General features: G+C 41.5%; 18 protein-coding genes. 10 read left to right on the top strand and 8 right to left on the bottom strand.

Translation table 11 applies throughout. The features are described from left to right. Positions 1-40: 40 nt before the first annotated feature. The 8 genes from lptD (at position 41) to AAEU28_RS16405 (ending at position 10,635) form a co-directional block, all read left to right on the top strand. Positions 41-2,290 carry an LPS assembly protein LptD gene (gene lptD / locus AAEU28_RS16440; protein WP_421965095.1) on the top strand — a complete coding sequence of 750 codons (2,250 nt, stop codon included), beginning with the start codon at positions 41-43 and terminating at the stop codon, positions 2,288-2,290. Positions 2,291-2,307: 17 nt separating this feature from the next. Beyond that, positions 2,308-3,600, top strand: coding sequence for a peptidylprolyl isomerase SurA (gene surA / locus AAEU28_RS16435; RefSeq protein WP_421965094.1), 1,293 nt, complete (start codon positions 2,308-2,310; stop codon positions 3,598-3,600). Between the two features lie 7 nt (positions 3,601-3,607). Then, entirely contained in the window at positions 3,608-4,597 is a 990-nt protein-coding gene (gene pdxA / locus AAEU28_RS16430) for a 4-hydroxythreonine-4-phosphate dehydrogenase PdxA (RefSeq protein WP_421965093.1), read from the top strand. Further along, a complete protein-coding gene (gene rsmA / locus AAEU28_RS16425) occupies positions 4,597-5,403 on the top strand; it encodes a 16S rRNA (adenine(1518)-N(6)/adenine(1519)-N(6))-dimethyltransferase RsmA (RefSeq protein WP_421965092.1) in 807 nt (268 codons plus the stop codon). The genes pdxA and rsmA overlap by 1 nt, the downstream gene beginning before the upstream one ends. Beyond that, complete coding sequence (apaG, locus tag AAEU28_RS16420; RefSeq protein ID WP_421965091.1) at positions 5,387-5,776, top strand: Co2+/Mg2+ efflux protein ApaG; 390 nt, start codon at positions 5,387-5,389, stop codon at positions 5,774-5,776. The genes rsmA and apaG overlap by 17 nt, the downstream gene beginning before the upstream one ends. Before the next feature lie 2 nt (positions 5,777-5,778). Continuing rightward, positions 5,779-6,576: a symmetrical bis(5'-nucleosyl)-tetraphosphatase gene (locus AAEU28_RS16415; protein ID WP_421965090.1), complete on the top strand. Its 798-nt coding sequence runs from the start codon at positions 5,779-5,781 to the stop codon at positions 6,574-6,576. 113 nt (positions 6,577-6,689) lie between these two features. After that, complete coding sequence (locus tag AAEU28_RS16410; protein WP_421965089.1) at positions 6,690-8,705, top strand: HAMP domain-containing methyl-accepting chemotaxis protein; 2,016 nt, start codon at positions 6,690-6,692, stop codon at positions 8,703-8,705. Positions 8,706-8,997: 292 nt separating this feature from the next. Beyond that, positions 8,998-10,635: a methyl-accepting chemotaxis protein gene (locus AAEU28_RS16405; RefSeq protein WP_421965088.1), complete on the top strand. Its 1,638-nt coding sequence runs from the start codon at positions 8,998-9,000 to the stop codon at positions 10,633-10,635. Positions 10,636-10,713: 78 nt separating this feature from the next. Here AAEU28_RS16405 and putP read toward each other — a convergent pair whose 3' ends face one another. After that, positions 10,714-12,198 carry a sodium/proline symporter PutP gene (gene putP / locus AAEU28_RS16400; protein WP_421965087.1) on the bottom strand — a complete coding sequence of 495 codons (1,485 nt, stop codon included), beginning with the start codon at positions 12,196-12,198 and terminating at the stop codon, positions 10,714-10,716. A gap of 243 nt (positions 12,199-12,441) precedes the next feature. On the opposite strand from putP, the gene AAEU28_RS16395 reads away from it, so the two are divergent. Further along, positions 12,442-13,668 carry an EAL and HDOD domain-containing protein gene (locus tag AAEU28_RS16395; protein ID WP_421965086.1) on the top strand — a complete coding sequence of 409 codons (1,227 nt, stop codon included), beginning with the start codon at positions 12,442-12,444 and terminating at the stop codon, positions 13,666-13,668. Between the two features lie 137 nt (positions 13,669-13,805). Further along, positions 13,806-15,824: a TonB-dependent copper receptor gene (locus AAEU28_RS16390; RefSeq protein WP_421965085.1), complete on the top strand. Its 2,019-nt coding sequence runs from the start codon at positions 13,806-13,808 to the stop codon at positions 15,822-15,824. Between the two features lie 232 nt (positions 15,825-16,056). On the opposite strand, the gene AAEU28_RS16385 is transcribed toward AAEU28_RS16390, so the two are convergent. Genes AAEU28_RS16385 through ccmD form a run of 7 tightly spaced genes read right to left on the bottom strand, consistent with a single transcriptional unit; the run spans position 16,057 to position 21,735 of the window. Continuing rightward, positions 16,057-16,791 (bottom strand): MlaA family lipoprotein, encoded by a 735-nt coding sequence (locus AAEU28_RS16385; protein ID WP_421965084.1) that lies wholly within the window; start codon positions 16,789-16,791, stop codon positions 16,057-16,059. Further along, positions 16,792-18,066, bottom strand: a complete 1,275-nt coding sequence (ccmI, locus tag AAEU28_RS16380; RefSeq protein ID WP_421965166.1) for a c-type cytochrome biogenesis protein CcmI — start codon at positions 18,064-18,066, stop codon at positions 16,792-16,794. It abuts the gene before it with no gap. A 5-nt stretch (positions 18,067-18,071) separates the two neighbouring features. Beyond that, positions 18,072-18,536, bottom strand: coding sequence for a cytochrome c-type biogenesis protein (locus tag AAEU28_RS16375; RefSeq protein WP_058029226.1), 465 nt, complete (start codon positions 18,534-18,536; stop codon positions 18,072-18,074). Next, positions 18,533-19,105, bottom strand: coding sequence for a DsbE family thiol:disulfide interchange protein (locus AAEU28_RS16370; protein ID WP_138483324.1), 573 nt, complete (start codon positions 19,103-19,105; stop codon positions 18,533-18,535). The genes AAEU28_RS16375 and AAEU28_RS16370 overlap by 4 nt, the downstream gene beginning before the upstream one ends. After that, positions 19,102-21,054: a heme lyase CcmF/NrfE family subunit gene (locus tag AAEU28_RS16365; protein WP_421965083.1), complete on the bottom strand. Its 1,953-nt coding sequence runs from the start codon at positions 21,052-21,054 to the stop codon at positions 19,102-19,104. The genes AAEU28_RS16370 and AAEU28_RS16365 overlap by 4 nt, the downstream gene beginning before the upstream one ends. 1 nt (position 21,055) lies before the next feature. After that, positions 21,056-21,535, bottom strand: coding sequence for a cytochrome c maturation protein CcmE (gene ccmE, locus AAEU28_RS16360; RefSeq protein WP_058029223.1), 480 nt, complete (start codon positions 21,533-21,535; stop codon positions 21,056-21,058). Further along, entirely contained in the window at positions 21,532-21,735 is a 204-nt protein-coding gene (ccmD, locus tag AAEU28_RS16355) for a heme exporter protein CcmD (protein ID WP_421965082.1), read from the bottom strand. The genes ccmE and ccmD overlap by 4 nt, the downstream gene beginning before the upstream one ends.

Genomic DNA, 21,735 nt, shown 5'->3' with positions numbered 1-21,735 from the left:
GTGCTGTCCTTGAAGTAACAACTGGTAAACAGGTTAATTAATGAACAAAGTTTGGCTAACCGTGGCATTATTTCCTCTCTGTCCTGCTGTATATGCAGCTACAGAAATTGAAAGGCCTTTGCTTTGCCAAAATAATAATTTACCTCAGCAGTGGCAACCGCTCACGGGTTTACCAAAAAACGCTATCGACATTCGTGCAGATCGAGTAAACATTAACAATACGTCGAGTGCGCAATTCGCTGGTAATGTTGTAATAAACACAGAGCAAATGCAACTCTCTGCAAGTTCAGCTTTGTTTAACAAACAAAGCTTACAACTTAATGCCGAAGGGCCTCTAGTCTATCAAGACCCCTACACTCTTGTTAAAAGCAACGGCTTGTTTGCAGATCTAAATAATTACCACATCGATTTAATGGGTGCAGACTATCAACTAACCCAACAACTCGGTCATGGTGGTGCAGCTCAATTATCTGCTCGCGACAATAACATTGAGCTACTGAATGCAAGCTTTACCACTTGCCCGTCAGATAAACCTTTTTGGTCCATCGAAGCAAGTACAATAAGCTTGTCGAAAACCGAAGGCTGGGGGGAAACATATAATGCGGTGCTCAGAATCTTAGACACGCCCGTTATTTATATTCCTTACTTTACTTTTCCGATTGACGATAGACGAAAAACCGGACTTCTGGCACCTACCATATCAAGCTCTGAACGCTATGGTTTAGAACTCTCAACGCCATTTTATTGGAATATCGCGCCTAACTATGACGCAACTATCACACCGAGATATATGTCTAAAAAGGGCGTTCAAATTAACACTGAATTCAGGTATCTAACGCCACGCCATTCAGGCTTGTTTGCAATGGAGCTACTTGAGAAAGATGATTCAGAGCCTGAATTAGAAGAGCGTTATTTGCTATTTTGGCAACAAAATAGCTACTTTAATGAAAATTGGCGCGCAAGCATTGATATTACCAACGTCAGTGACGATAACTATTTAACAGATTTAAATTCAGAATATGGTAATGTCACTGACACACAATTATACCGAACCGGGACTTTAAACTATCTCGGTGACATTTGGTCTGCACAATTGAAAGTGCAAAATTTTGAAGTACTAGGCGACCACCAAGAATCCTACGCTGCTCTACCGCAACTCTCTTGGCACACCACCGATTCAATATCTTGGCAAGGCATTGATTGGTCACTCATTGGTGAGTTTAGCTACTTTAGAAATGATGAATTAGTGATTACAGACGCCTCAAGATTACACCTTGAACCCAAAGCCAGTTACGCAATCAATGACACTGCATGGTCATTTTTATCAGAGGCAAGCCTGCTACATACTTACTATCAACAAAACGGAAACTTCAACGAAACACAATTTGATGAACGAGTAAGCAGGACTTTGCCGAAGCTGAGGCTGCATGCACAAATGAACCTTGAACGTGCAACTAAGTTAATTGTGGATGACGGCGTGCAAACGCTCGAACCTCAACTGCAATATTTATACGTACCTAAAAAAGATCAAGACAATATCGGTCTGTACGATACCACTAAAATGCAGGATGATTTCTCAGGCTTATTCAGAGAGCAACGTTTCTCAGGCGTTGATCGCATTGCCCAGGCGAACCAATTCACGATAGGTGCAACAACACGTATTTTTGATAATAAAAACCAAGAACGCTTTAATCTAAGTGTTGGGCAAATAATTTATTTAGATAGTAATGTTAAGCCAACTCGCCAGAATCCATTAAATAAAACAAACTATAATGCCTTGTTTGCTGCAGAAAGCATGATACATTGGCATCGTAGATGGTATTTGTCTGCAGGTATTCAATACGACGCTGACACCAAACAATTAATTCAATCTCATGCAACGATTGATTATAAAGGCGATAAAAATCAGCTTGTACAATTGAACCATCGTTATGCAAACGATGTCTCAGGGTATGAAATAGACCAAATTGGTTTTTTTACCAGTGTACCTCTAAACCAACAATGGCAATTTATTGCAAGTTATCATAGAGATTTAGTATCAAAGAGAAGTACTGAACTTTTTGCCGGTTTACAATATGAAAGCTGTTGTTGGGCAGTTCAGCTCACTGGTAATAGACAAATTCAAACCGATTTAAATAAAACAATTAACCAAGATGAGGCTCAGTTTGATACCAGCATTCGTCTTAACTTTGTACTCAAAGGGCTAGGTGGTAAATCAAGCTATGATGTAAGCCGATTACTACAACAGGGTATTTTTGGCTACCGTCGACCTTATTTTTTGAATAATTAGTAAAATAATAGAGCATTATGAATTTAAAAACGTTGTTAATCGCCGCCCTAATGGGGTTAGGTTTTAGTCAAGCAGCACTAGCTGATCGAGTACAATTAGATAAAGTAGTCGCAACCGTCAATGACGGTGTTGTATTGCAAAGCGAAGTAAATAAAGTTATCTCTCGAGTAAAGCAACAAGCTAAAGAGCAAAATACTCAGTTACCTTCTGATAATACGCTACGTATTCAGGCGATAGACAGGCTTGTTGACCAATCTCTATTATTACAGCTAGCTGAAAGAATGGGGTTAGAAATCTCAGACGCCCAATTAGACCAAACACTCGCAAATATTGCATCTGAACAAGGTGCAACGATTGCTGATCTAAGAAAATCAATCGAAGCGACAGGTGAAAGTTTCAAAGCCTATCGAGAAGAAATTAGACAAGAAATCACCATCAGTCAGGTGCGACGCGCAAACGTCGACCGCCGTATCTACATTAACCCTCAAGAAATCGCTAATTTACAAACCATTCTTGAGCAGCAAACAGGTCAATCTGAAGAATATGACATTGGTCATATTTTAGTAAAAGTGCCAAGCAAAGCATCTCCTGAAGAACTAGAAGATGCCAGAGAGCGCGCCAATAAAGTTATCGAGTTTCTTAACGATGGCAAAGACTTCAAACGCATTGCAATTGCCTCTTCTAGCGGCGCTAAAGCGCTTGACGGTGGTCAATTAGGTTGGATGGGGATAAACGAAATGCCTTCACTGTTTGCTGAAGCAGTTAAAGGTAAAAAGAAAGACGATATTATTGGTCCACTTCGTTCAGGCGCCGGCTTCCACATATTAAAAGTACAAGATATTCGTGGCAGACAGGTGGTTGAAACCACTGAAGTACGCTCGCGTCATATCTTAATCAAGCCTTCTATTATCTTAAGTGAAGAGAAAGCGCGCTCGATGCTTGCTGGTTTTGTTAAAGACTTACGTGCAGGTAATGCTGACTTCGCAGAATTAGCAAAAGAACATTCTGAAGACCCAGGCTCTGCATTAAAAGGCGGTGAGTATGACTGGACAGACCCTACTACATACGTACCAGCCTTTAGAGATACCCTACTTTCTCTAGATAAAAATGAAATCAGTGAACCATTTAGATCAACATTTGGTTGGCACATAGTTCAACTACTCGATAAACGTATTGCTGATAAAACTGATTTTGCTAAGAAAAATCGTGCTCATGGCATCCTCTATAACAGAAAATTTCAAGAAGAAAGTTTACGTTGGATGAATGAAATGCGAGAGCAAGCAAATATCGATGTTTTTCCTACTGAATAGGTAATATATGACTATTCGTATCGCTATAACACCGGGTGAGCCGGCTGGCATTGGCCCTGATTTAGTTATCAAGCTGGCACAAAAAGCTTGGCCTGTACAACTCGTCGCTGTTGTTGATAAATCGATTTTAGAAAAGCGCGCACAGGAATTAGGGGAAACAATTAATCTAATTCCTTTCAAAGAAAACGACGTGCCTACCTTAGCCCCGGCCGGTAGCTTGTATTATCTGCAAATTGATAAAGGCGTTGAGGTTACACCTGGTGAGTTAAATGAAGCGAATGGTCATTACGTACTAGAGACGCTCAGAGTCGCATCTGAAAAGAACATGGACGGCACATTTGCCGCAGTTGTCACTGGCCCGGTTCATAAAGGTATCATCAACCAAGCTGGTATCTCTTTTAGCGGCCACACTGAGTTTTTTGCACAACAATCGAATACGCAAGATGTTGTTATGATGCTGGCTACTGAAGGACTAAGAGTCGCGCTTGTTACAACTCATATTCCACTGGCTTATGTATCAAGAGCAATCACGCACGACCGCCTTACAAAAGTCATCAATATTCTAAATCATGACTTGCAAACGAAATTCGGTATTGCTCAACCAAAAATATTAGTCTGTGGCCTCAATCCTCATGCCGGTGAAGGGGGTCATTTAGGGCGAGAAGAAATTGAAACGATTGAACCTGCGCTTGAATCACTCAATAGTCAGGGCATGACACTGATTGGCCCTCTTCCAGCAGATACGCTTTTTCAAGCAAAATACCTAGATAATGCCGATGCGGTGCTTGCAATGTATCACGATCAAGGCTTGCCTGTGCTAAAATACAAAGGCTTTGGTAATTCAGTGAACATTACGCTTGGTTTGCCTTTCGTTAGAACATCCGTTGATCATGGTACTGCCTTAGATTTAGCTGCCACAGGGCAGATTGAAGTCGGTAGTTTTGATTTAGCGATCCGCGAAGCTATTAAGCTCGCCTCAAAAAAAGCAATGAATTAATGACAGATAACGTACATTTAGGTCACAGAGCACGTAAGCGCTTTGGACAAAACTTTTTACACGATGACATGATCATCGACAAAATCGTCACCGCGATTGACCCTAAGCCTTCAGATAACTTGGTTGAGATCGGCCCTGGTTTAGGTGCTATCACTGAACCTGTGACTGATTTAAGTGGTCAACTAACCGTTGTAGAACTTGATAAAGACTTAGCTGAAAGATTAACGCAACATCCTTTTTTAGGACCTAAGTTAACGGTTCATCAGGGCGATGCGATGAAATTCGACTTCGCAAGCCTTATCCGTGACGACGAGAAATTAAAAGTATTCGGTAACTTACCATACAATGTGTCTACGCCATTACTATTCCATTTATTTGAATTTGTAGACAATATTGAACATATGCACTTTATGCTTCAAAAAGAAGTTGTTAAGCGTATGGTTGCAGGCCCAGGCTCTAAAGCGTTCGGTCGCTTAAGTGTGATGACACAGTATTATTGTCATGCAATGCCAGTAATTGATGTGCCACCTGAATGCTTTAAACCTGCCCCTAAAGTTGACTCAGCAGTCGTACGCTTAATACCTAAAAAACCTGCACAACGAACAGCTAAAAGCACTAAGTTATTGAACACTGTATGCTTAGAGGCGTTCAACCAGCGCAGAAAAACGCTGCGTAATAGTCTTTCAAACCTGTTAACAGCGGACGAGCTCACAGCCTTAGGCATCGACCCTTCATTACGTGCAGAAAGTTTATCTCTGACTCAATTTATTGATATCGCAAATTGGATTTATGACAACAAGCAGTAACTTAGGATCACCTATCAAGGTATCTGTAGAAACCATGTATGTTGAGCACCAATCTCAACCAGAAAAAGATAAGTATGTTTTTGCCTACACTATCACTATTAAAAATCATAGTTTGTGTAACGCAAAATTAGAGAGCCGTTACTGGCTTATTACTGACGCGAATGGCAAAGAAACTGAAGTTGAAGGCGAAGGCGTTGTTGGTGAACGACCAACTATTGCTCCTGGCGAGTCTTATTCTTATACCAGTGGTGCTGTGCTAGACACACCTGTTGGCACGATGCAGGGCCACTATGTGATGAGAAATGAGTTCGGTACAGAGTTTCAGGCCCCTATTGATGTCTTCAGACTTGCTAGACCAAACATTCTTCATTAATTATGGCTAATTACGCAGTCGGCGATTTACAAGGGTGTTTTACACCCTTCATTAAACTGCTATCTGAAGTCGGGTTTAATCCAAGTAAAGATCACCTGTACCTTGTGGGTGATCTCATTGCCCGTGGACCTGACTCCCTCGCTTGTCTAGACTTTGTATATCAAAACCAAGATGCCTTAACCGTTACTCTTGGTAATCACGACTTACACTTTATCGCTTGCTATCTCCTAGGTAAGCAACCAAACCCAAAAGACAATTTAGCCCCCGTATTTTCAAGTAAACTTTGCGACCACTATGTTTCATATTTAAGAACACAACCGCTCGCAGTATATTTAAAAGATCACTCGACCTTTCTCTCGCATGCTGGTATTCATCCGCATTGGAGTATCGAGCAAGCATTGGACTATGCTCATATTGCAGAGCAAAACTACCGAAGTGATGAAGCGAATATCTTCTTTGAAAACATGTATGGCAGCAAAGATCCGGCCTATATTCCAAGCAAAGACTTTTTAACAAACTTCAAAATCACTGTTAATGTTTTCACAAGAATGCGTTTCTTAGAGCAATCAGGAAACTTGAATTTTTTTGAAAAAGGCAGCCTTCAGCAAAGTACTTTAATACCTTGGTTTAGACATGAACGCTTTGAAAATGATAAAAATCGTTATGTCTTTGGTCACTGGGCAGCCCTTGAGGGGGTGACCCATGTTGAAAACGTACTTGCTTTAGACACGGGTTGTGTCTGGGGTGGGAACATGACACTAATGAACCTTGATACAGGTGAACGATATTTGAGCAAATAATTTGTTAATCCTCCCTTTTTACTGAATTATTTTGCTACATCTGCTATAAAATACTTAACTTATCAGTTACCAGACCGATATATTTACTGTCTTAAGCAACTTACGGAATCGATATGAATTTCACTGTTAGTCAACGTATTTGGGGTGGGTTTATTTTCATCACCTTGTTACTCCTTATGATTGGGGGTAATTCTCTCCTGAGAATTGCAAATATTGACAGCTCATCTCAGCAAGTGAATAACCTTTCTCTGCCAGCGTTAACAAATAGCTCTGAGCTACAAGTAGAGTTCACACAAATGAGTAAACTCGCACAGAGTAGCTTTTTCGCAACCCAACCTTCAGAGCTAGCTCAATTGAAGTCTCAATTTGAAAAACGACAAGAAAACTTTAAAAACGCTTACCGTCAGTTGGAACAAGTCGTACAAAGCAACCCTGATTTATCTCAACGCGCGCAAAAAGTAGGTGATACATTTAACAAATTTTTACCTACTGTAAATTTACTGCTAGACGATAAAGCCAGTACCCTGCAAATTAAAAAAGATTTGGTTACGCAACTTGAAGAAATAGAGCTAGCAGCAGAAGATGCAACAACGAGCGTGCTTGATATTCTTGATATCGGTGAACTAAAGGCTACTAGCCAAAGAGCTTTCCAAGCCGCATCAAGCCTTGAAAATCACTTTTCTAACTTAGTTACAAGCAGTAACGATCTAATTGCCGCTGATAACGCAAACACAGTTGACATTATTGCTAACGAGCAAAACTTTGCTATCAAAGAAATTGCTCGAAATATAGAGTTGATCAGAGGTCCGGTAAATTCTCTCGAACCTTCTTATTTAGAAGATTTAGAGGGGTATTATGGTGACTTGAAGCAGCAAGTAGAAGGTCAAACTGGTTTAGCTAGTAATAAGCGTGCGTTATTACAAACCGAAGCTAAAACTCGACAGGCTGTTAATGATTCAGAATTGGCTACAGAGGCTGCATTAAAACAGCTCTCTGAACTGGTAGCGTTAGCAAATGAAGTCGCTTTAGAACTACAAACAGGCGTGCGTGATGATGTGAGCGCAGCTAATTTATGGACTTGGGTTGGTATGCTTGCTGCTACACTTATCGCAGTGGGTGTTGCTTATGTGACCGTTCAACTTATTACCAAACCGCTTGCGGAAGTAAATAAGATCCTAACAATAGTGGCAAGCGGTGATATGACTCAACGCTTAGATGACAGCGCGCAAGATGAATTCGGCGAGCTTTCACGAAGTTGTAACACGCTTATTACCAGTTTAAGAGAGCTAATTACTGGTATTGTATCTCGCTCTACTCAACTGGCTGCAGCTTCAGAGCAAACATCTATGATCACCACAGAGTCTAGTCAGGCAATTAAGAGTCAGCAGGCTCAAGTCGAGCAAGCTGCAACTGCAACTACTGAAATGAGTAGTACCTCTCATGGTGTAAGTAACAGCGCTCATCAAGCATTGCTAGAAATCAAGAATGCAGATAAAGAGGCTGAGCGTGTGAAAGGTATTTCACATGAGAACAAACATACTATTGAGCAACTCGCTTCAGAAGTCGACGAAGCATCTCGCGTTATTAATAAACTGCATCAAGACAGTGCATCTATTGGTGGTATTTTAGATGTTATTCGAGGCATTGCTGAACAAACGAACCTGCTTGCGCTAAATGCAGCCATTGAAGCGGCGCGTGCGGGTGAACAAGGTCGAGGCTTTGCCGTTGTTGCAGATGAAGTAAGATCACTGGCGAGCAAAACTCAAGAATCAACACAAGAGATCCAATCAATGATTGAATCTCTGCAAGCAGGTGCTGAAGAAGCAGTAAACGCTATGTCAAAAGGCAAGCAACAAGCGGTTTCATGTGTTGAACAGAGTGACTTAGCTAACGAAGCCTTAAACAGTATTACTCAAGCTGTTTCTCAAGCTCATGACGTCAGTGAAGAGATTTCCAATGCTGCCAGCGAGCAACAACAAGTAGCCCAAGAGATCAGCGAACGCCTTGAGTCTATTGTTGCTATCGCCGAGCAAACCGCTGAAGGTGCGAACCAGACTTCGATTTCGAGTTCAGAAGTCGCGAAGCTCGCTGAAGAGCTCAGGCAGTCTGTAGAACAGTTTAGAGTCTAGATAAAATTACTTCTTCAAAAGCCCTCTTCAGAGGGCTTTTTTATTGCATTTTCGTTTATAAATCACCATACAACTTTTGGCTTAAGACCAATCTCCTATTGCCTTGATCTAGAATAAAAAAACACTATAAACCCCTGTTTTAAATATATTTGATCACTCAAGTTGTGACAAAATCAAATCTCTAAACTAAGCTAAATTTTATTACTAGATGCAGATCCAACAGCATGCTTCTTCGCGCAAAAGCTGTTTTTCGTAGCTTAGACAAGCTTAAATATAAAAAGGTGGTGAATGTATGCAGTTTTTAAGAAACTTCTCAATATTTCAACGGCTGCTGATGATACTAGGCGTGGTCGCATTAGGCCTTGTGTTACTAAGTTTAACGAGTCTTCCACAGCAATTTTCTAGTCTAGAACAGCAACAGTATGAGAAAACCAAAAACCTCGTGGAGAACACATTTGGCATCATAGAGCATTATCACGACTTGCAACAATCTGGTGAATTGACCCAAGAGCAAGCTCAAAAAGCAGCCCTTGATGCTATTTCTAAGCTCCGCTACGACACTGACAATTACTATTGGATAAATGATTACAACCCAAATATGGTTATGCATCCAATGAAGCCGCAATTAGTTGGCAAGTCACTCTCCGCGAGTAAAGACCCTGATGGCACATACCTATTTATGGAAATGGTCAAAATTGTCCGTCAACAAGGTGAAGGATTTGTGCCTTATAAGTGGCCGAAACCAGGTTTTGATGACCCTGTTGACAAAATCTCTTATGTTAAAGGGTTTGCGCCTTGGCAATGGATTTTAGGCTCTGGTGTTTATCTAGATTCCATTGAAGAAGACTTTGCAGAACTCAGAAATTTAATGATTATTGATGTGGTTGTCTTGCTAATCATTTTAGCCGCACTGATTTCTTTAATTAGCAACAGCATTCTCAACCCCGTCAATTTAGCGACTGAAATGATGAAGAACATTTCCCATGGCGAAGGTGATCTCACCCAGCGACTTGATGAATCAGGCAAAGACGAGATATCACAATTAGCGAACTACTTTAACGCCTACACAGAAAAAATGCGCCACTCTATAGAGCGCGTTTCCCATAGCGCGACTGAGGTCGAAAGGCTTTCAAATTCAGTAGATGATACAGGTAAAGTCAATTTGAATCATATTGAACATCAAAATGATAATAGTCGACAAGTTGCCACTGCTGTTGAACAGATGAGTATGCAGATAAGGGAAGTAAGCGAAAATGCCGAAGCCGCTGAGCACGCTGCTAATGATGCGCTCAAGAATAGCAATAACGGTAAGCAAGTCGTTGCTAAGACCATCACTGCGATAGAAACTTTATCAAGCAATATTCAAGAAGTCAGTGAGGTGACTACTGTGCTTGCTGAAGAAAGTAATAATATAGGCTCTGTATTAGATGTTATTAGAGGGATCTCAGAGCAAACCAATCTACTTGCGCTAAATGCCGCGATTGAAGCTGCCAGAGCGGGTGAGCAAGGTCGAGGCTTTGCTGTTGTAGCTGATGAAGTTAGAACCCTTGCTAGCCGTACAGGGCAAAGTACAGATGAAATTCAAACCATGATAGAGAAATTGCAAAAAGGTGCTCAGGAAGCGGTGAGTGCTGTGCAGGCAAGCCAGCAAATCTCTGAAGACACAGTAAAACAAGTTGCTGAAGCCGATGAAGTGTTAAATGAAATAGAGCGACTCATCATGTCAATTACAGATATGAATAGCCATATAGCTCGCGCAACAGAAGAGCAAAGCACAGCTGCACAGGAAGTAAATATCCGAATAACCGACCTGTCAGAAGCCACCGATCACTCTTTAGAAACGACACATGCACTTACCGAAGCCAGCTTAAGTTTAAAACAAGCCAGTCATCAATTATCTGAAATTGTGAGGGGATTTAAGATCCATTAAGTAGAAGGTTATCAGTTAGTAGTTAGTAAAAACAACAAAGGGAGCATATCGCTCCCTTTTCATTTATTAAAAGTCGAACTATGCATTTAACTCTTGTTCATACTCAGCAAATTTATCGCTGATTTGCGCAGAGGGTTCGTCTGTGATTAAACTCACCATAACAATAGCAATTGAAGAAAGAATAAACCCAGGTACGATTTCATAGATTAAACTACTTAAAGACTGACCATTAATTTGGATCGGCGCATAAATCCAAATAAGAACGGTCCCTGCTCCGACTAGCATACCAGCTAGTGCACCAGCAAAGTTCATACGCTTCCAAAGCAGACTAAATAATACTAGCGGACCAAATGCTGCACCGAATCCTGCCCACGCATTACTTACCAAGTCTAGAATTGAGCTGTCACGGTCATACGCCAAATAGATAGCACACAATGCAACCAGCGCCACACTGATGCGGCCCACTAATACAAGCTCTTTGTCTGTCGCATCACGGCGGATAAAGATTTTGTAAAAGTCTTCGGTTAGTGAACTTGAACTCACCAATAACTGAGAAGAAATTGTACTCATAATTGCCGCCAGAATAGCAGCAAGTAAGAAACCTGCAATCAGCGGATGAAATAGCAACTGAGAAAGTATCAAAAATATTGTTTCTGGGTCGTCGACTACAAGATTTTTCTCATGGGCATATGCAGCACCAAACAGGCCAGTAAAGACAGCGCCCAAGGCTGCAATTATCATCCAGCTCATACCGATACGACGCGCTACCGGCATATCTTTCACACTACGTACAGACATAAAACGTACAATAATATGTGGCTGGCCAAAATAACCTAAACCCCAAGACATGGCCGAGATAATGCCAATTGCTCCCCCGGCACCAATCCAAGTCATCATCTGCGGGTTCAATTCATTCAGCGTGACAGAAAGTGGGTTATCTAGTAAAGAGAAAGTGACAAGAGGAACTAAGATTAAAGCTACAAACATAATACACCCTTGTACAAAGTCTGTGAGGCTTACTGCTAAGAAACCACCAAACAAGGTATACAATACAACGACACCTGTCGTTATATATAAACCAGATTCATAGCTCATGCCGAAGGAGCTCTCGAACAGCTTACCGCCTGCGACTACGCCAGAAGAAGTGTATAACGTGAAGAAGATGATGATTACTAAAGCCGATACAATTCTTAGCGCATTACCTCTATCTTCAAAGCGATTTGCAAAATAATCGGGAATGGTGATGGCGTCGTTTGCCACTTCAGTATAAACACGCAGCCTTGGGGCAACTAATAAGTAGTTCAACCAAGCTCCTATTACTAAGCCTGTTGCAATCCAAGTGCTACTGAAGCCAGTCACAAACATTGCGCCCGGTAAGCCCATCAAAATCCAACCACTCATGTCTGAAGCACCGGCAGAGAGTGCCGCAACACTAGGTGGTAGACTGCGGCCACCTAGCATATAGCCTGAAACATCACTGGTTGACTTGCGATAAGCATACAAGCCAATACCTAACATCACGATAAAATATAAAACGAGAGATACTAAAGTACCTGTTTCCAAAACTTACCTCCATTTACTCATTGAGAGAATCTTGGTTGGTTAATAAATATTAATCTTATTATCAAGATGACTATAACATGTATGAAAAACTAACCCCAGCCAAGTGCGGTTAACATCAAAAACACACACTAAACTAGGAACAAAGGATTAATACTGAATTGTTAATTGTAAATTAGTTAATGATTTAATACGCATTATATTTTATATTTACGATGTAAAAGTAAGTAACAGGATCAGTAGTACATGTATTTTTATGCAGCCCGACAACCTATTTTTGACCAAAACAAACAGCTTATGGGTTATGAGCTACTTTTTCGAGATGGCGTAGATAATGTTTTCCCAAATATAGATGGGGATGAAGCCACCTCTAAGCTCATTGAAGGCAGCCAGTTTAATTTTGGTTTAGAAGACTTAACGGACAACAAGCCTGCATATATTAATTTTACTCTAGATACCATTCTCAAAGGCTATCCTAGCATGTTACCCAGTGAACAGGTCGTTATAGAAATTCTCGAAACCGTTCAACCTGGTAAACGTTTACTTGCTGCTGTTCAAGAGCTAAAAAGTAAAGGCTATACTCTGGCTCTAGATGACTATAAACACCAAAAAGTGTGGCGTCATTTTTATCCATACATAGACCAAATTAAAGTCGACCTCCTTATCACCTCTGATGAAGAGATCGCAGAACTCATCGAAGCCACCAAAGAATTTGAAAATATTAAGCTCGTTGCTGAAAAAGTAGAAACCAATGCGCAATTTGAAAAGGCTGTGGCAATGGGCTTTAGTTACTTCCAGGGCTACTTTTTTGCAAAACCTGAAATGGTGAAAAGTAAGTCACTCCCTCCTTCAGAGATGGCACTTGCAGAGCTGCTTTATGAAACTTCTGTGGTTGATGTGGATATCAAAAAAATCACCTCAGTGTTTGAAAGAGACGTTAATCTATCATACAAGCTTCTTCGCTATTCTAATTCCGCTGCGTTTAAGCGCCGTGCTGAAATAAGCACAATCAAACAAGCGGTGGTCGTGCTTGGCAACCAAGAATTGAAAAAGTTTTTGTCTTTGTTGTTTGCTGCTCAAGTTTCATCTGAAAAACCTGTCGAGTTAATAAAACTGTCGTTAACTCGTGCTCGCTTTTGCGAACTGCTCGCACAAAAACATAAGGGGATCCAAGACACAGGCATGGCTTTTTTAGTCGGCATGATGTCACTGATGGATGCGATTTTAGATGAAAGTATGGAAGGCGTTATGAAAAAGTTGCCTTTAAGTAACTTGATCAAAGAAGCCCTAGTGCAGAAACAAGGCATACTTGCTCAATACTTAGGCCTAATAAAAGCCTATGAGCAAGCCGATTGGGAGTTAACAGGTGAATATTGTGAGCGCATAAAGTTTAGCAATGACTTACTACCTGAAATATATAATCAAGCTCTAGCTTGGGGTAACGAGCAACTCCAAGTCATGGAGTGCGTTTAACCTCAGCTTAATTTTATATAAATCAATAACAAAGATGTCGTGCCTAAAAATCTGCTTAGGTGCGACAATCTGTCACATCCCTCACCAAGTAAAAATCTATACACTGCCCACAACTCTCTCAATTGCTGGGCTTTTAAATGAAAAAATCAATTCTAAGTGGACTTATCTGCACCTTACTAAGTAGTTATGCTGTAGCTGATGACATGGAAAAAATCGTTGTCATTGCACCAATGCAAACACCGCTCAATATAAAAACCGATCCAAAATTACCAAGGCAGCCCTTGCCTGCTCAAGATGCGTCAGATTTACTCTCAAGTATCAGTGGTTTTTCATTAATCAAAAAAGGGGCTGCAAGCTCAGATCCTGTCTTTAGAGGTCAACCAGGCTCGCGCTTAAATATTCTAACCGATGGCAACCTCACCTTAGGTGGATGTGGTAATCGTATGGACCCTCCAACGGCTTATATTACGCCACAAACCTATGACACGCTTACCGTAATAAAAGGTCCACAAACAGTATTGTATGGACCAGGTAACAGCGCTGCGACCGTATTATTTGAGCGTGATAGTTACAGAATGGATGATGCTAGCTTAGAAGGTTTTAGCAATATCGTGCTTGCTAATGCCGGGCGTCGAGGTATTAATTCCCAGCTTAAATTTGGAGATCAAAACTACTTTGCCAATATATCAGCCAGCTATAACAAAGCGGACAATTATAAAGATGGCAATGGCACGCATGTGCATTCAGCGTACGAGAAGTGGAATACCGATTTAGAGTTCGCTTACACACCAAGTGACGATAAGATTATTAGCCTTTCCCTTGGACGCAGTGATGGCGAAGTTGCTTATGCAGATAGAGCAATGGACGGAAGTTTATTTGACAGAACTCACAGTGCAATAAAATTCGATTGGTTACTTGAAGGCACCGTCATTAAACGCATTGAAGGGCAAGTTTTTTACAATTATGTCGATCATATTATGGACAACTTCTCATTACGTAATTTCGTTGCAACACCAATGAACAAAACGCCTAGAGCGATGAACCCTGACAGAACAACTTACGGCGGGAAGTTTTTAGCACATGGTGAGTACAATAAAACGAGCAAGTTTAGCATTGGTGTTGACCATCAAAGTAATGAGCATACAAATCGTATGTCTATGAATATCAATATGATGCAAATTGACAATCAAACGCGTACTACCGACGGGCATTTTGAACAGCTTGGCGTGTTTGCAGAATATGAATTTAGTCTAGAGGAAAACAAACAATGGGTATCGGGCTTGCGTGTAGACAGGTGGCAAGCAACTGATGAGCGTAAAATGGTCGGCTCAATGATGATGATGTCCCCTAACCCAACTGCTTTGCAGACACGAAAGTCATCCTTATATAGCGGGTTCACGAGATTACAAGTAAAAACCGAAAATACCAGTTACTTTGCAGGCTTCGGTTATGTAGAACGGTTTCCTGATTACTGGGAATTATTAGGTGCGGGTCGAAGCAGCGAAAAGACAACAAGCGCTTTTAACACAAAGCATGAAGCCACAAGTCAATTCGATTTAGGCTTAGTCCACCAAACTGATAATTGGCAAAGCTCAGCTTCTTTTTTCTACAATCAAACCGATGATTTTATTCTCGTCGATAACACGTTTGAGAAAATGGGCAAACCGGCAAAAGTAACGCGTAACCTTGATTCTGAGAGCCTTGGTTTTGAATTAGACAGCAAATATTCACTGACGAAGTCATTATCAACCGGTGCAAGTATCAGTTGGGTAAGAGCTACAAATCTAACTGATCATAGACCATTAGCGCAACAACCTGCTTTACAGGCTCGCTTTACACTTGATTACGCACTGAAAGATTGGCAGCTTGGCATGCTTTGGCGTGTTGTACAAAAGCAACATCGTGTAGCAATTGGTCAAGGTAATATTGCAGGTCAAGACGTCTCAGAGTCCACCGGTTACGGTGTGCTGTCAGTGAATGCCAACTACAGTCAAAGTCAAAACATAGACTGGAGTTTTGGTATAGATAATTTACTCGACAAAGCCTACAGCGAACACTTAAGTCGTGCAGGTGCGGCTGTCAATGGTTATGAGCAGACCAGCAGAGTGAACGAAGCTGGGTTAACTGCTTGGCTTAACCTCAACTGGCGATTTTAATACCAATCCTCAATAATACTCAATCATTTTGAGGGATTAAAACTGATGCTAACTGCGTTGAAAATTTATTATTTAGAACAACTAAATGGCAAAATTTTCGCCTTGCTAGCAATAGTTTTCTTTGCCTCAAAATAAATCGCTTAATTAAGAGGTTTGGTATTACTCTTTAAATTAGGGGTAGATAAAAAAGCCAAGTCATTGACTTGGCTTTCTATTAAATATGCTTGCGCGCTTAAAGGTTCTCTAAGAAGTCTTCATCAAAATCTTCAACTTCTTCTTCTTTGATTGGTGGGTTACCATCATAAAGCTCGTAAAGTTGACGCTGGAAGTAGATATCTTTCATGAACACATACGGGTCAAGTGACTCACGAAGTAACTTTTCTTGTGATAATAGACTCGCACGTGTATCTATCGCCCTCACAGCAAATACCAATAGGCTTTGTGGTGTTGATAAAGCCAACTCTGGCAACACGAAGTTATCGACCACATCACCTGTGATGTTTCTAGCGGTAGAAGGTCCATAACCTGGCAACATCAAATATGCGCCATCACCAACGCCCCATACACCTAAGGTCTGACCAAAGTCTTCATCTTTATGCTTTAAACCTAATGAACTTGCAACATCAAAGAGACCAAAAATACCGACCGTTGAATTCACTAAGAACCGCGCGGTATTGATGCCTGTATCTTTTGGTTTTCCTTGCAATAATGAGTTAACCGCATCAGTGGGAGCTGCAATATTGGTAGTAAACGCGTAGACACTTTTTCTAACCGGATCATTTGTCACGGCAAGGTATCCTTCGGCGACAGGCTTCAGAATATATGCATCAAGTACATCCATATTGAAGTCATACACCGTTCTGTTGATGCTTTGAAGCGGATCTCGCTCATCAACTTTTTCAGGGGCAACCGTTGCACACCCAGATAAAATAAGTGCAGCAAACGCAGATAATATAGGTTTTAACATTTAGCTTCCTGTGCTGGTTATTACACGACTGATCTCAACACGCACAATTGACGGCGCATTATCTAAGGCTATCACGTCTGATTGACCTTCTAAGTCGCCCGTCTGCACCGTTACAGCTTCATCACTTGAAACTCGGGCAGTGATCTCAACTTTTTCAAAATTAGAAAGCTTCAGATCAGGCATCATAGCCATGCTGTCATCAAGTGTAACAGTAATCGGAAATTGAAATTGTTTTAATTTGTTCACAGCCAATGGCATTGGCGGGCCATTATGGGCTTTAGCAAAAATAAACAGCGTCGCATTGTCTGGTAGCTGACTTGCAACAGATTCATTTAACGACACAGATACCGTTAATGATGCGCCTGCAGGAGACTGATTTTCTTCATGCGCATGAGCATCAGGATTGATTTTATGTTCGATATCATGAATACGCTCTGTAATCATGGTATAGCGAGGGTCATCTTGGGTCATAGACGATTGCAGTACTTCAAATGCTGCTTTTGCTTCTTCCCAGTCTTGACGCTCATATGCGATTAATGCCAATAGCGAAATCGCATCCATATTACTTGGATCAGACTGTAAAACTTTAGATAGCATTCTCGCAGCGCGATTCATGCTCGGCTCAGTACCTTCAATTAACAACACTTGGCTGAAGTTTACCAATACATTGTTATTATCAGGCTGCATAACCAATGCTTTTTCGAAAGCTTGCTTGGCCATATCATTATCACCCAGTGACATAGCAACACGGCCTAACAGCATCCAAGCAACGGCATCATCGCCACTTTCTGCCAGCTTTGTGCGCAGACCTAAAGCAAATGCTTGAAGTTCATTTTGAGACAGTGGTTCACCTTGCTGCAAAACCGCACGCTCACCAAATTCTGGCAACCTATCTATGGCAGTGTACCAGTCTTCTATTTGCTTTTGACTGCCTGTAAAGCCATAAAATACGGCACTCACTGCAACTAAAAAAGCCAAACCGGTTAGCGCGAATATACGGTTATTACCTCGAGCATTCAGTTGCTTCTCAGGAGATAACTCATTTAGCAAGCGGCGCTTTAACTCAACAATTGACTCGTTGTAAGCTGTTTGCTCAATTTTCTTATCCGCAAACTCTTGCTCTAAATCATCTAGGCGCTGTTGATAAATGGCAATACGCTCTGCATTGGCATCAGAATCAACCGCGATGACCTTTTCACGTCGTAAAAATGGCACCACAACAAATAAAGCGGCAAGAATTGATAATAGAGCAAACATGCCCCACATTTGCGTCATTGCGCTCATGAATTATGCTCCTGACGTTGATACTGCTTGATCAGTTGCGCGAGCTTTTCTTCGTCTTGCGCATTCCACTTTTGTTTCTTTGACGCCTTCTTTTGTCGAAAGACAATAAAGCCAAAACCAATGATCACAATTAATACCGGTAAAACCCAAAGTACAATGGTTGCAGGTGTGACCGGCGGCTGGTAGTGAACAAAGTAGCCATAGCGATCGATCATGTAATCAATGACTTCTTGCTTTGATTTTCCTTCGTTAACTAAAACAAGTACCTTGTCACGTAAGTCCTTAGCGACAATCGCATCTGAATCAGCGATATTCTGGTTTTGGCATTTCGGACAACGAAGCTCTTGCGTCAGAGCTTTGAAGGTTGCTGCGCGCTCAGCATTCGCAAACTCATATTCATCTTGAGCACTGTAAGCTGAAAAGCTCAAAATGCTCAGAAATAACAAAGTTAAAATTCTCATTCTGATAACTCCTGCATCACAGGTGCAAACTTAGCACGCCAAACTCGAGGGTTTATGTCTCCTGTATGGTGCAATAAAATCGTACCATTGGCATCGACAAGGAAAGTTTCAGGTGCACCTGAGACGCCTAAATCAAGTGCCAGTGTGCGGTCTAAGTCTAAAATATTGAATTGATATGGGTTGCCAGCTCTATCAAGCATATTTTGCACTTCATTACGCAGTGCATTGATATCAAACTGGTCGCCAAAATCAGGGTCATAAGCTTGCTCATAATACAAGCCAATAATGCGCACCCCACGCTCTCTTAACTCAGTAAGATAGCCTAACTCAGCGATACAGGTTGGGCACCAAGTGCCCCATACATTCAGTAAATATACGTCACCTTTTAGATCTGTATCTCGCCACTGTTTTGATTCATCCATTAAATCAGGTAAAACAAAGCTTGGCATCGTTTGACCTATACGACCGGTTTGTAACTCTCTTGGGTTACCAAACAGGCCTTGGTATAAGAAAACACACAAGAAGATAAAGATTAAAAAAGGAATAAACCCTAATAGCTTTTTATTCATGCTACAGCTCCCTTTACCTTTCTTCTACGGTAACGCTTATCTGCCACAACCATGAAACCGGCAAGTGAAATTAAAATACCACCTAGCCACATCCAGCGAACGTAAGGTTTGTGATAAATACGCAACGACCATGCACCTTCACTCAATTGCTCACCGAGCGCTAAATATAAATCTCTAAAGAAACCATCATCAATCGCGGCTTCTGTCATAAATTGCATGCCGATATCATATAGGCGTTTTTCAGCATATAACTCAACAATAAACTTATCGTCTTTCAACACAGTTACCACACCCGCATGACCACTGTAGTTAGGACCACGGATTTCCTTTACACCATCGAATCGATAGCTGTATTCGTTTAGCTGTGCCACGTCACCTGGTTTCATACTGACTGAACGTTCGACTGAATACGCTGATGTGAGTGTCACACTGGCTATCACAAATGCGATACCAATATGGCCAAGCACCATTGCCCAATAGCTTAGACCTAAGCGTTTTAAACCATGAGCGAAACTGTCTTGTGCCGACGCCTTATCAAAAACATCTAGCAATGTACCTAGCGTGATCCACACTGCAAGCGCTGTTGCTACAAACGTCATCGGCGCAACATATTCATAGTTAGGTAGTAACCACAATGCCGTCAGCGCCAAAGCTAAAATCAACATGCCTCCCCACTTTTTCACCATAGGCGGTAATTGGTTTTGCTTCCAACGCATCATAGGTGCAATGCCTAATAGCAATGCAAAAGGCACGACCAAAATAGAGAACATTTGATTAAAGAAAGGCACACCAATTGAAATGGTGCCCAGGCCTAACTCTTTATGGATCATAGGCAACAAGGTGCCCAGTAATACAATGAGAGTTGCAACCACTAAAAAGATATTATTTGCCCAAAGAGTCACTTCCCGAGAAGCAAACTTATAGCGCCCCTCACTGTAAACTTCTGAAACGCGCATTGCGTATAACGCTAAGCTGCCGCCTACTACAACACCTAAGAACGACAGGATATATAGTCCTCGGTCTGGATCAGTCGCGAAGGCATGCACTGAGACAATGATCCCTGAACGAACGATAAAGGTACCCAGCAAACATAAACTAAACGCAGTAATAGCAAGTAATACCGTCCAAGATTTAAACACACCGCGTTTCTCAGTCACTGCTAACGAATGAAGCAATGCAGTGGCAACTAACCATGGCATCAGTGAAGCGTTTTCAACCGGATCCCAGAACCACCATCCGCCCCAGCCAAGCTCAGCATATGCCCACCAACTGCCGATAGTGATACCTAAAGTTAAGAAACCCCACGCAACCATAGTCCATGGGCGAGACCATTTAGCCCAAGTATTATCAAGCTTACCAGTCAGTAATGCCGCAATTGCAAACGCAAATGACACCGACAGACCCACATAACCCATGTAAAGTAATGGCGGATGAATAATCATACCAGGGTCTTGTAGAAGCGGATTTAAATCACGCCCTTCTACTGGATAATAAGGCAGTAAGCGCTCAAATGGGCTCGACATCCATAAGGTATAAAGCATAAAACCAACACCCAAGAACCCCAGCACGCCAAGTACGCGAGCACGTAAAACCCAAGGTAACGAGTTTGACATAAGCGCAACTAACGCAGTCCAAGACGACTGCATTACGAGCCATAGTAAAATAGCACCTTCATGGCCACCCCAAGTCGACGTAACCTTGTAATACCAAGGTAAGGTTGTGCTTGAATGATGTGCCACATACGCGACGGTAAAATCATCTGTCAGCGTGACATAAATTAAAATTGCGAAAGAAAATAGGACAAAAAGACACTGACCAACAGCCAAAGAGGGCGCTGCTCGCATTAACCTAAGATTACCGGTGTAAGCGCCCCATAAAGGAAAAATACATAGCAATAGGCTTAAGCCCATTGCCAGTACAAGCGAGAAATAACCAATTTCTGGGATCATACTAATTCTCGTTATTTAAATTATATTTTGGTTTTTCGTGTTTGATACCTTTAACGGCTTCTGCAATTTCAGCAGGCATATATTCTTCATCATGCTTAGCTAAAACTTCAAAGGCCTCAATCACATCAGGCTCAATTAAAGTACCTTGTGCAACAATACCCTGACCTTCACGAAACAGATCTGGCAAAATACCATGATAGCGAATAGTCACCATCGGACCAGTATCAATGAGCTTAAACTCAACATCTAATGAAGTTTCATCGCGCTTTACTGAGCCAGGAACAACCATGCCACCAATTCGTAACTTTTGACCCACGAATGGCATTTCATAGTTTTCACCCTTACCATTTATGAGCTCTGATGGGGTGTAGAACAAATTAATGTTTTCTTGTAATGCGTATAAAGTTAAGCCGATCGCTGAGCCAAGACCAAAGATAATGCCTAGTACAGCAAACATGCGCTTTTTACGTCTCGGGTTCATGCTTGCGCCTCCTCTTTTGCTTTCTTAATACGCTCTTCACGCAACATTTGCGCTTTTACTTCTTTTTTTAGTTTCTTACCATCGTTAAGAGAACTAAGTAGAATACCAGCAAAAATAGCGGCACAAGAACCATATGAAAGCCACACAAAGAAGCCGTAGCCACCCATAGCTATAAAGTCACTAAAAGATTCGAACTGCAT

The sequence above is a fragment of the Pseudoalteromonas sp. SS15 genome (genome assembly GCF_049257195.1).
Taxonomy (GTDB): Bacteria; Pseudomonadota; Gammaproteobacteria; order Enterobacterales; family Alteromonadaceae; genus Pseudoalteromonas.
The sequence above is the reverse complement of the archived record's forward strand: the minus strand, read 5'-3'. Positions and strand labels throughout refer to the sequence as shown.